General features: G+C 62.2%; 11 protein-coding genes. 9 read left to right on the top strand and 2 right to left on the bottom strand.

The genetic code is table 11. The annotated features are described in order from the left end of the window. Nucleotides 1–114: 114 nt before the first annotated feature. From tsaB to H0V78_04000, 6 genes are all read left to right on the top strand, one after another. Nucleotides 115–804 carry a tRNA (adenosine(37)-N6)-threonylcarbamoyltransferase complex dimerization subunit type 1 TsaB gene (gene tsaB / locus H0V78_04025; GenBank protein MBA2350972.1) on the top strand — a complete coding sequence of 230 codons (690 nt, stop codon included), beginning with the start codon at nucleotides 115–117 and terminating at the stop codon, nucleotides 802–804. 51 nt (nucleotides 805–855) lie between these two features. Continuing rightward, nucleotides 856–1,317, top strand: a complete 462-nt coding sequence (gene rimI, locus H0V78_04020; protein MBA2350971.1) for a ribosomal protein S18-alanine N-acetyltransferase — start codon at nucleotides 856–858, stop codon at nucleotides 1,315–1,317. A gap of 29 nt (nucleotides 1,318–1,346) precedes the next feature. Further along, entirely contained in the window at nucleotides 1,347–2,162 is an 816-nt protein-coding gene (locus H0V78_04015) for a uracil-DNA glycosylase (protein MBA2350970.1), read from the top strand. A 157-nt stretch (nucleotides 2,163–2,319) separates the two neighbouring features. Then, nucleotides 2,320–3,057 (top strand): LemA family protein, encoded by a 738-nt coding sequence (locus H0V78_04010; GenBank protein MBA2350969.1) that lies wholly within the window; start codon nucleotides 2,320–2,322, stop codon nucleotides 3,055–3,057. Between the two features lie 83 nt (nucleotides 3,058–3,140). Next, a complete protein-coding gene (locus tag H0V78_04005; GenBank protein ID MBA2350968.1) occupies nucleotides 3,141–3,992 on the top strand; it encodes a TPM domain-containing protein in 852 nt (283 codons plus the stop codon). Nucleotides 3,993–4,000: 8 nt separating this feature from the next. After that, nucleotides 4,001–4,504: a TPM domain-containing protein gene (locus H0V78_04000; GenBank protein MBA2350967.1), complete on the top strand. Its 504-nt coding sequence runs from the start codon at nucleotides 4,001–4,003 to the stop codon at nucleotides 4,502–4,504. 165 nt (nucleotides 4,505–4,669) lie between these two features. On the opposite strand, the gene lplT is transcribed toward H0V78_04000, so the two are convergent. After that, a complete protein-coding gene (lplT, locus tag H0V78_03995; protein ID MBA2350966.1) occupies nucleotides 4,670–5,893 on the bottom strand; it encodes a lysophospholipid transporter LplT in 1,224 nt (407 codons plus the stop codon). A 336-nt stretch (nucleotides 5,894–6,229) separates the two neighbouring features. Between lplT and H0V78_03990 the strand changes: the two genes are divergently transcribed. The 3 genes from H0V78_03990 to H0V78_03980 all read left to right on the top strand — a co-directional run bounded on the left by H0V78_03990 (nucleotide 6,230) and on the right by H0V78_03980 (nucleotide 9,426). After that, nucleotides 6,230–7,201: a tripartite tricarboxylate transporter substrate binding protein BugD gene (locus tag H0V78_03990; GenBank protein MBA2350965.1), complete on the top strand. Its 972-nt coding sequence runs from the start codon at nucleotides 6,230–6,232 to the stop codon at nucleotides 7,199–7,201. A 216-nt stretch (nucleotides 7,202–7,417) separates the two neighbouring features. After that, nucleotides 7,418–7,879, top strand: a complete 462-nt coding sequence (locus H0V78_03985) for a tripartite tricarboxylate transporter TctB family protein (GenBank protein ID MBA2350964.1) — start codon at nucleotides 7,418–7,420, stop codon at nucleotides 7,877–7,879. A gap of 35 nt (nucleotides 7,880–7,914) precedes the next feature. Then, nucleotides 7,915–9,426 (top strand): tripartite tricarboxylate transporter permease, encoded by a 1,512-nt coding sequence (locus tag H0V78_03980; protein MBA2350963.1) that lies wholly within the window; start codon nucleotides 7,915–7,917, stop codon nucleotides 9,424–9,426. A 94-nt stretch (nucleotides 9,427–9,520) separates the two neighbouring features. On the opposite strand, the gene H0V78_03975 is transcribed toward H0V78_03980, so the two are convergent. Further along, entirely contained in the window at nucleotides 9,521–10,372 is an 852-nt protein-coding gene (locus tag H0V78_03975; GenBank protein MBA2350962.1) for a hypothetical protein, read from the bottom strand. Nucleotides 10,373–10,757: the final 385 nt, after the last annotated feature.

The following is a 10,757-nucleotide window of genomic DNA, read 5'->3' as shown; positions in this document are numbered from 1 at the left end:
GAAATACGCCGGTGCAGGGTGACGCGATCAGGATATATGGGCAGCGCCCGGCGTCCGCGCCGGGCGAGGATTGAAATATAATTCCATATCCGCGCGGCGGCTCTGGCCAACTTCATGAACATTCTCGCTTTCGATACTTCCACTGAAAACTGCTCCGTCGCATTGCTGCGCGGCGACGAGTTGAGCGGGGACGCGGTGCTCGCCGGCCAGCGCCATTCCGAATTGCTGTTGCCGATGATCGATGCGCTGCTCAAGCAACGCGGCGCGAGTCTGCCGGCGCTCGACGGCATCGCGTTTAGCGCCGGGCCCGGATCGTTCACGGGTTTGCGTATCGCCTGCGGCGTCGCGCAGGGATTGGCTTTCGGCGCCGGGCTTCCGGTCGCGGGTATAAGCACCTTGCTCGCGCTGGCTGAAGCGGCTACCGTTGAAGGCAAGCCGGCGGTGCGCGTGATCGCGTGTCTCGATGCGCGCATGGGCGAGGTTTACCACGCGGCTTATGAAAAGCGTGACGGCCAGTGGCTGACTCGTAGCGAGCCGGGCTTGTACAAGGCGTCGCAGGCGCCCGGCGTGTCTGGCGATGACTGGGTCGGATGCGGCAGCGGCTTCGCTGTCCACAGCGCGGCGCTTGGCACGCGCTATTCCGGACAGCTCGCGCACGTCTACGCCGATAGTTATCCGCAAGCGACTGCCATCGCCACACTGGCAGCCGCCGACTTCAGTCGGGGAGGGGGGCGGGGCGCCGCTTTGGCTGCGCCTTTGTACATTCGCAATAAGGTTGCTTTGACGCTTACCGAACGCAGTTGAAATGACGAACGATCTGTTGCCGCCGCAGGCCGTCGCCAGGCATTCCGAACGATGAGCGCATTATTCAAAACTTTTCCCGAGTTGCGGCCGATGCGAGCGCGCGACGTCGAGACCATTGCGACGATCGAGCGTGAGACCTACGAATTTCCCTGGACGCGCGGCAATTTCCGCGATTCGCTGAGCGCCGGATACAGCTGCCGCGTCATGGAAGCCGATGCGATGATCATCGCTTACGGCATTTTGCTGGTGGCGGTCGACGAGGCGCATCTGTTGAATCTGACAGTTGCCGCCGCTTATCAGCGACGCGGCTGGGGCAGCATGCTGCTCGATTCGTTTATCGACACCGCGCGCGAATGCCGCTCGCAGGTGTTGCTGCTCGAAGTCCGGCCGTCGAACCACGTTGGGCGCGTGATGTACGATCGTTTCGGCTTCCGGCGCATCGCGCTGCGGCGCGGTTATTATCCGGCCAAAGGCGGCCGTGAAGATGCAATCGTCATGGGCCTGCCGCTGTGAAAGATCGGCGCGCGTTGATCCTGAAAGAAATGGGCATCACGGAATGGCGTTTGCGGCCGGCGCAAACCGTAAGCGCAAGTCTTGCCGGGGAACAAACCACCGATCCGGCTGCCGGGAATGCCGGCGACGGTGCCGAACGCGCGTCGGCGAAGGGATTCGAGCCTGCGGCGGAACCCCGCCGTCATCCCATGGCCGCTGCGACGCCGGATCAGCGGCTGCCGGTAAAATCGCCCGCCGCGCTTTTGCCCGACGGCGACAGGCGCGTCCGCATTCTGGCTATGGAATGGCCGGAACTGAAACACGATGTCGCCCGCTGCACCGCGTGTCCCTTGGCCCGCACCCGCACGCAGACCGTGTTCGGCGTCGGCGACGAGCGCGCCGATTGGCTGTTCATCGGCGAAGGACCGGGCGCCGAGGAGGATGCGCGCGGCGAGCCTTTCGTCGGCCAGGCCGGCAAGCTGCTCGACAATATGCTGGCGGCGATCAAATTGCAGCGCGGTCGTAATGTGTATATCGCCAACGTCGTCAAGTGCCGTCCGCCGGGCAATCGCAACCCGGAGCGCAGCGAGGCGGAAACCTGTGAGCCGTACCTGGCGCGCCAGATCGCGCTGATCAAGCCGAAGTTGATCGTGGCGCTCGGCAAAGTCGCGGCCGTCAATCTGCTCGGCAAGGACGTCAGCATCGCCAGCGTGCGCGGCCGCGTGCATCGTGTCGGCGGCATTCCACTGATCGTGACTTACCATCCGGCGTATTTGCTGCGCACATTGCCCGACAAGGCGAAAGCGTGGGCCGATCTGTGTTTCGCACGCGCGACCATGCAGCAATTGAACGCCGTTGCGAATTGAGCCGGAAGATAATCGCGGGAAAGGCGCACTTCCCGTCAAACGGGAGGGATCTATTCCGCGGCAGCACGCGACTTCCCGTTTTACGCTGCTCTTGCGATCGCGGCTTGAGTCGCAATCTATGATTTATTCGAAACTGATATTAACCCGAGGAACGACGATGCGAAACCGACTGAATCCAAAGCTGGCGCTGCTGACGGTGTTGGCCCTTCTGGCCCTGAGCGGCTGCGGCTACAACAAGCTGCAGACGACCGACGAACAAATCCGCGCGAGCTGGGCCGAGGTATTGAATCAATATCAGCGCCGCGCCGACCTGGTGCCGAACCTGGTCAACACGGTCAAGGGTTTCGCGGCTCAGGAAAAAGACGTGCTGCTCGGCGTGACCAATGCGCGGGCGCGTGTCGGCAGCGTGCAGGCGAGCCCGGAACTGATCAACGATCCGCAGGCGTTTCAGCGTTTTCAGCAGGCGCAGGGCGAATTGAGTTCGGCGTTGTCGCGGCTGCTCGTCGTCGCGGAAAATTATCCGCAGTTGAAGTCGGACGCCAATTTCCGCGATCTGCAGGCGCAGCTCGAAGGCACCGAAAACCGCATTGCAGTGGCGCGCAACCGCTATATCGAGTCCGTGCAAAATTACAACGTGATCGTGCGCTCGTTCCCGACCAATCTGACGGCAATGATATTCGGCCACGATGTCAAGCCGAGCTTCACGGTCGAAAACGAAAGAGCGATCGCGGCGCCGCCGACGGTTGATTTCGGTGCGCCCGCGCCGGCGCCCGCTTCCCCCGCGCCAACCCCTCCCGCAACCTCGGCGCCAGGTCCCGCGCCGATGCTGCCTCCCCCGGCGAATGCTCCCGCACCGGCGCCAGATGGCGCAAGGGCGCCGGCGACGACGCAGTGAAATTGCGCGCCGCCATTCACCATTGGGTGCAGGGCCAGCCGGGTTGGCCAGCGCGGCTGATTCTGGCGCTGATCCTGACCTTGATGGTTGCCATCAACGTCTGCTCGGCGCAAGTCGCTGTTCCCAAGCTCGCAAGCCGAGTGACCGATCTGACCGGAACGCTGACGGGCGAACAGCGCGCGGCGCTGGAAACGAAGCTGCAGGCGTTCGAAGCCGCCAAAGGCAGTCAGATCGCGGTGCTGCTGGTGCCGACCACTGCGCCCGAAGCAATCGAGCAATATGCGATCCGTGTCGTCGATGCATGGAAGCTCGGCCGCGAAAAGGCCGACGACGGCGCGCTGCTGCTGGTAGCGAAAAACGATCGCGCGGTGCGCATCGAAGTCGGCCGCGGCCTCGAAGGCGCGCTGAACGACGCGACAGCGAATCGGATCACCGACGACATCATCGTTCCGCAGTTCCGCGCCGGTGATTTTTACGGCGGCATCGGCGCCGGCGTCGACAGCATGATCAAGGTCATCGAGGGCGAACCGTTGCCGCCGCCGGAACCCAGGCAAGCACGCGGGCAGGGCGGCGGTCGCCGCGGTGCAGGCTTGGAATCGGTTTTCGTCATAGCCCTGGTCGGCGCCACGTTTGCCGGCGCGTTCCTGCGCGGGATGCTCGGGCGGCTGCCGGGCGCCGCGGCAACCGGTGCCGGCGTGGGCTTTCTCGCATGGCTGATCGCCGGCGGCGTATTCATCGCGATCGTCGGTGCCGTGATCGCGTTTATCGCGACTTTGCTCGGCGGCAGCCGGCGCGGACTGACCTCCGGCGCATTGCCCGGCGTGTGGAGCGGCGGCGGGGGTTGGGGCAGCGGCGGCGGAGGCGGTTTTGGGGGAGGAGGATTCGGCGGCGGGGGGGGCTCGTTCGGCGGCGGCGGCGCGACCGGCCGCTGGTGAGCAAGCTGATGGCGACTTCGTTAAAACGCGCGTTGCGTCACCTCACAACGACGGATCGGCTGATCCGCAAAACGCTGGCGCCCGGCGCATTCGCGACGATCGAACAGGCGATCAGGGAAGGCGAAGCGGAACACGATGGCGAACTGCGCTTTGCCGTCGAAGCCGCCCTTGACATCGCGCCGCTGTTTGCCGGCGTCAGCGCGCGCCAACGCGCGATCGACGCGTTTGCGCAACTGCGCGTGTGGGATACCGAACAGAACAACGGCGTGCTGATTTATCTGCTGCTGGCCGATCACGATTTCGAGATCGTCGCCGATCGCGGCATCGATCGGCACGTCGGCGCGGCACGCTGGAAAGCGATCTGCGCCGACATGGAACAAAGCTTTCGGCGCGGCGATTTCGAAGCTGGCGTGATCGTCGGTATCAGGGAAGTTAGCGCGGAACTCCGCCGGCATTTTCCTGCCCGCCCGGGAGGCAAAAACGAACTGCCGGATGAGACGGTTATTCTTTAGGGCGGGAACAGGTATCGGGTATCGGAAATTCAAGCCCTCTGTACGTTGTCGTTCCCGCGCAAGCGGGAATCCAGAGTCGTTACAAGCTATCGCTGGATGATGCAATTTCTGGATTCCCAGCTTGCGAGGAAGAACCGCGATGGAGTCCCGACCGATCCACGGCCTTCAATCCTGATCGTGCCAGTGTTTGCGACACAGATACATCATCACCGCACTCATGAACAGTCCGAACAAAACCATGATGGTGGAGATCGCCAGATCGGCCCTGATCATCAGCGCATAAGCGCCGAGCATCAGCAGGATACTCAGATTCTCGTTGAAGTTTTGCACGGCAATCGAGTGGCCTGCCCCCATCAGCAAGTGGCCGCGGTGCTGGAGCAGCGCGTTCATCGGCACCACGAAAAAACCGGCGATGCCGCCTATGATCATCAGCAACAAGATCGCGATGCGCCAATCGGTCACGAACACCATCGCGATCACGACCGCACCCATGGCGATGCCGATCGGCAGCACGCGCACCGCTTTTTCCAGATTGACGAATTTTGCGGCGATCATCGAGCCGATCGCGATCCCCACTGCGACCACCGCGGTCAGTTGCGTCGCTTGTTCGAGATCGAAATTCAGCGCCAGCATCGCCCATGCCAGCACGATGAGCCGCAACGTTGCGCCCGCGCCCCAGAACAGGGTCGTCACGGCGAGCGAAACCTGGCCCAGCGGATCGCGCCACAGCTGCTTGAAGCAGTGCCAGAAATCGTGCAGGACGAAAGTCAGGCGCTTGCTCGGCAGCTTGTGGTCGAGGGCTACGCGCGGAATGTAGAGATTGAAGATCGCCGCGATGACATAGATCGCGACAATGACGGCGATGGCGATTTCAGGCGCCGACTTGATGGCCCGGCCGGCGTCCGGCGTGTGCAGCGCCAGCACCTGGGCGGCAAATTCCGGCGCGAGCAACAGGCCGCCGACGATCGCGCCAAGAATGATCGCGGCGACGGTCAATCCTTCCATCCAGCCATTGGCCCAGACCAGCCGGTTGCCCGGAAGATACTCGGTCAGAATGCCGTATTTGGCAGGCGAGTACATCGCGGCGCCGATCCCGACTATGCCGTACGCATAAAGCGGATGCAGGCCGGCGAGCATTGCGCCGCAGCCGGCCAGCTTGACCGTGTTGGCTACGAACATCACGCGGCCTTTGGGCAATGCATCGGCAAACGGGCCGACGAAGGGCGCCAGCACGATGTACGAAAACACGAAGAATTGCTGCAGAACCGGGATTTGCCACGGCGGCGCGGACAACCCGGCAAGCAGCGCGATAGCGGCGAACAAGAGCGCGTTGTCGGCGAGGGCGGAAAAAAATTGCGCCGCGAGAATGATATAGAAACCGCGATTCAATAGTGCAGCCGGTGGGTTGTTTGTTTGGTCGGGAAGCCAACCGGTTTTATACCATGAGGAGCCGGATTTTTATACGCGGCGCGGAAATGAGCCGGCGCGATCGGACCAGGAATTTTGGCCTGTCGCCGTTTGGCCCATCCCGCCCTCCCCGGCAAGTGGGGAGGGAGTAAACCGTCGCTCCCGATGGGGTAAAAACGGTGAGCATTGAGGGCAGGCTCCGAGCCTGGCGAAGTTTCAATCGCATTTCAGCTATGCACATCGCGCTATGGTGTTGACCGTGGCCATTACATACAATGGCCGGACAATAATCGATTAACGATAACCGAAGGAGACATCATGAAAATCCGTTCCTTGCTGCTCGGGTTGCTGGCTGCGGTGCTGACGACCTTCGCGCACGCCCAGCAGTACCCGACGAAAGTCATCACCATGGTGGTGCCGTTCTCGGCCGGCGGGCCGACCGATACGGTCGCGCGCCTGGTCGCGCAGGCGATGGGCTCTCATCTGAAGCAGCAGATCATCGTGGAAAACGTCGCGGGCGCCGGCGGAACGCTGGGCGCGGGCCGGGTAGCGCGCGCGCCGAACGATGGCTATACGATTTTTCTGCATCATATCGGCCAGGCGACGGCGCCCGCGCTGTATCGCAAGCTGCCCTACAAGGCGATCGAGGATTTCGCGCCGATCGGGCTCGTGACCGATGTTCCGATGACGCTGGTGGCGCGAAAGGATTTTCCGGCCAAGAACCTCAAAGAGCTGATCGCCTATGTTAAGGCAAACAAGGACAAGGTGACTTACGCCAATGCCGGCCTCGGCGCGGCTTCGCACCTGTGCGGCATGTTGTTCATGACGGCGATCGACACGGATGTCACCACGGTGCCGTACAAAGGGACCGGCCCGGCGATGAATGATCTGCTCGGCGGCCAAGTCGATTTCATGTGCGACCAGACCACCAATACGACGAGTCAAATCAAGGCCGGCAAGATCAAGGCGTACGCCGTGACAACCGCGAAGCGCGTTCCTTCGCTGCAGGATGTGCCGACTGCGGCTGAAGCCGGTTTGCCCAATTTCCAGGTCGGCGTCTGGCATGGCCTGTATGCGCCGAAAGGCACGCCGAAACCGGTTATCGACAAATTGACCGAAGCGTTGCAAGTCGCGCTCAAGGATAAGGCCGTCAAGGAACGCTTCGCGGAACTCGGCACCGAACCGGTCCCGGCCAAGCTGGCGACGCCGGACGCGCTGCGCGCGCATCTGAAGAGCGAAATCGATAAGTGGGCGCCCATCATCAAGAGCGCCGGCGTTTTTGCCGACTGATCGACGCTTGATCGAGCGCGCGGTAATTTGCGTCTGCCTCACGAAGCGCACGGACGAATCACGCGGCGCGGCAAACACTTTTTCATGATCGTCCGCGGCGACCTCATAACCGCTGCATAAGGTTGAGGGCTCAGGTTGAGTGCGCAGTGACCCCGCAGGCGATCACGGCACGCTCGCTGCCGGGCGCCTGCCGACGATCCGACAACGGAGAAGGTCATGCCGTCGTTCATACGCAATCCCAAGGATTTCTGGACAGCGCTTATCTATATCGCCATCGGGTTGAGCGCCATCTTTCTCGCCCGCGATTACGGCATGGGCACCGCCCTCAGGATGGGCCCCGGTTATTTCCCCAGCGTGTTGGCGGGCGCGCTCACCCTGATCGGTATCGTCTCTTTGTTCCGCTCGTTTATCCGGCGCGGCGAGCCGGTCGGCACTTTCGCGCTTCGTGCAATGGCTCTGGTGCTCGGCGCGACCTTGTTGACCGGCTTTTTGGTACGCAATGCCGGATTGGCCATCGCGCTGCCGCTCTTGGTGCTGATCAGCTCCTATGCCAGCATCAAATTCCGTTTCCCGTCGGCGCTGGCGCTCGCGGTCGGACTGACCGTGTTCTGCGTACTGGTATTTGTGAAAGGCCTGGGCATTCCGCTGCCGGTGTTGGGCGCCTGGTTCGGCGGATAAGCAGCAATTGATGATGGACTGAGGAAAGCCACACAATGGAACTAATCGGCAATCTCGGAATAGGTCTCGACGCGGCGCTGACCTGGACCAATCTGATGTATTGCTTCATCGGCGTCTTTCTCGGCACGCTGATCGGCGTGCTGCCCGGGCTAGGTCCGACGGCGACGATCGCGATGCTGCTGCCGATCACGTTCGGGCTGCCGCCGGTTTCCGCCTTGATCATGCTCGCCGGCATTTATTACGGTTCGCAATACGGCGGCTCGACCACCGCGATTCTGGTCAATCTGCCGGGCGAAGCGGCGTCGGTCGTCACCGCCATCGATGGTTACCAGATGGCGCGCCAGGGAAATGCCGGCAAGGCGCTCGCCACCGCGGCGATCGGTTCGTTTTTCGCCGGCACGGTCGCTACTTTTTTGCTGGCCGTTTTTGCGCCGCCGCTGGCCGAGATTGGACTCAAATTCGGTCCGGCCGAGTATTTTTCGCTGATCGTGCTGGGCCTGGTCGCCTCGGTGGTGCTCGCGCACGGTTCTTTGCTTCATGCCATCGGCATGGTCGTGTTCGGGCTGCTGCTCGGCCTGGTCGGCACTGATGTGAATTCCGGCATGGCGCGTTATACCTTCGATTTGCCGGAGCTTGCCGACGGCATCAGCTTTGTCGTGGTGGCGATGGGTATATTCGGCATCGCTGAAATCATCCGCAATCTCGAGGACGAAAAAACGCGCGCGGTGACGGTGAAAACGATCACCGGGCTGATGCCGACCAAGGCGGATCTGAAACGCATCGCTGGCCCGATCCTGCGCGGCACCGCGATCGGTTCAGCGCTCGGCATACTGCCCGGCAGCGGCTCCATCATGGGCTCGTTCGCCGCTTATTCGCTGGAAAAAAAGATTTCGAAAAACTCGGCGCAGTTCGGCAAAGGCGCGATCGAGGGCGTGGCAGCACCGGAAGCGGCCAACAACGCCGGCGCGCAGACCTCGTTTATCCCGATGCTGACACTCGGCATTCCGTCGAATCCGGTCATGGCGCTGATGATAGGCGCGATGATCATCCAGGGCATTCAACCCGGGCCGTCGGTGGTCACGGAACAGCCGGCGCTGTTCTGGGGAATCATCGTTTCGATGTGGATCGGCAATCTGTTCCTGATCGTCTTGAACCTGCCGCTGATCGGGCTCTGGGTCAAAATCATCACGGTGCCGTACCACCTGCTTTTTCCCGCGATTCTCGTGTTTACGGCCATCGGCGTATTCAGCCTGAACAATCGCGAATTCGATATCTACCTGATGGCGCTGTTCGGGCTGCTCGGCTACATTTTCGTCAAGCTCGACTGCGAGCCGGCGCCGCTGCTGCTCGGCTATATACTCGGGCCCATGATGGAAGAATATTTGCGGCGCGTGCTGCTGATTTCGCGGGGCGATCCCATTGTGTTCGTGACCCGCCCGATCAGCGCCGCCATGCTGGCGCTTGCCGTCATAGCCATGATCATCGTACTCGCGCCGGCCATACGCAAAAAGCGCGAAGAGGCTTTCCAGGAAGACAGCGCAGGCTGATTCTGCGATCGCTCGGCCTGAGTCTATAACCTTGGGTGGCGGAATGGAACACATCAGCGGCTGAAATCTAGGGTCAGTGGCACACGGCCGAATGTTACCGCGACGACCACTTGCTCATGCCGAACTGCCAGTCGGTTTCGGCAGGACGGGCTTGGCTGCGCAGTCGAAAGCTGAGCTCATGAAGCAGTTCCGTCGCACGATTGGGTCGAGTCCAAGTGGCGCCGGGTAGCCGGCGCTCGAACGCCTTGCGCTCGCCGGGATTGCGCGCGTAACCCACGAGCAAGTCGCGCAGCGCTTCGACCTGGGGCACGGGCAGTCGCTGGAACGACTCTTGCCCCGAGTGTAGCCGGTAGATACCGATCGGTGTCTTCGCGAGCAGGGCGTCGTACTCATAGGCGAGTCGGGCGAAGAGTGCTGAATCGAGCAACCCGCCCACGTTTGGGTCGAAACCGCCGAGCTCGCGCACGCGGCGCAGGTTGAGCATGGTGGTGCAAAACTTGGGCGCATAGTGCAGCATCGAAAACAGATCGTGGCGCTTCACGTAGCTCGCCAGGTAGCGGTTGTCCCTGAGGAGGTACCAGCCGAACGCCACGAACCCGCAGTTCGATGCCGCAGGATTGGCGGCGACCGTCTCGAAACCGGCCTGCGCCGCGGGCCGGATCAGGTAGTCGTCGTCGGGAAGCATCAGCGCCCAAGGGGTGTCTATCGCGTCCAGCGTTCGGTTGAAGCTTTGGGCGAAGTCGACCTTGTCCGGAAACTCGACGATCCGAACCTTGGGATGAGCCTCCAGCCGCTCGCGCAGCTCGCCTCCCCAATCCCACGGACCGCCCTGATGCCTAATCAGCACTTGGGACAAAGCAGCAGACTCCAGGGGGATCGAGGCCAAGGCCGTTTCGAGCATGCTTTGGCGGTGCGGGCCGGACAACAGCACAGCGACAGTCAACATTGGCGAGGCTTCCATCTGCGAGTACATCGACCGCGCGCGCCCGCCCAGTGGCGCGAGGCGAGGCGAGGTCCCGGCTCAGGCCTTCGGGTTGAGCTTTTGCCCGACTGGGCGCCGCGGCATGGTTCAAGAAACCTGGTTTGCCAGCTGACGCTCACAGCGACGCGTCGTCAGCAGGCTTTCCTTGCCGAAAGCTCGAGGTTAGCTGCCTTCATCGAGTTTGAAATAAGGCGGAGGATAGCAAAGGTCGTCCTGGTGTGCGAGGTATGGGCACTCGGGCATGACGCGCGATGCTGGCGCTCGCCGTCATCGCCATAATCATCGTACTCACGCCGGCCATACGCAAAAAGCGCGAGGAGGCTTCCAGGAGGATAGCTCAAGCTGATTC

The sequence above is a fragment of the Burkholderiales bacterium genome (assembly GCA_013695435.1).
Taxonomy (GTDB): domain Bacteria; phylum Pseudomonadota; class Gammaproteobacteria; order Burkholderiales; family JACMKV01; genus JACMKV01.
The sequence above is the reverse complement of the archived record's forward strand: the minus strand, read 5'-3'. Positions and strand labels throughout refer to the sequence as shown.

Excerpts from the sequence above, each read along its gene's own strand:
- H0V78_04015 (MBA2350970.1), top strand. The coding sequence starts at position 1,347 with ATGGGCATCACGGAATGGCGTTTGCGGCCGGCGCAAACCGTAAGCGCA.
- H0V78_03980 (MBA2350963.1), top strand. The coding sequence starts at position 7,915 with ATGGAACTAATCGGCAATCTCGGAATAGGTCTCGACGCGGCGCTGACC.
- H0V78_03985 (MBA2350964.1), top strand. The coding sequence starts at position 7,418 with ATGCCGTCGTTCATACGCAATCCCAAGGATTTCTGGACAGCGCTTATC.
- H0V78_03990 (MBA2350965.1), top strand. The coding sequence starts at position 6,230 with ATGAAAATCCGTTCCTTGCTGCTCGGGTTGCTGGCTGCGGTGCTGACG.
- H0V78_03975 (MBA2350962.1), bottom strand. The coding sequence starts at position 10,372 with ATGTTGACTGTCGCTGTGCTGTTGTCCGGCCCGCACCGCCAAAGCATG.
- rimI (MBA2350971.1), top strand. The coding sequence starts at position 856 with ATGAGCGCATTATTCAAAACTTTTCCCGAGTTGCGGCCGATGCGAGCG.
- H0V78_04005 (MBA2350968.1), top strand. The coding sequence starts at position 3,141 with ATGGTTGCCATCAACGTCTGCTCGGCGCAAGTCGCTGTTCCCAAGCTC.
- tsaB (MBA2350972.1), top strand. The coding sequence starts at position 115 with ATGAACATTCTCGCTTTCGATACTTCCACTGAAAACTGCTCCGTCGCA.
- H0V78_04010 (MBA2350969.1), top strand. The coding sequence starts at position 2,320 with ATGCGAAACCGACTGAATCCAAAGCTGGCGCTGCTGACGGTGTTGGCC.
- H0V78_04000 (MBA2350967.1), top strand. The coding sequence starts at position 4,001 with ATGGCGACTTCGTTAAAACGCGCGTTGCGTCACCTCACAACGACGGAT.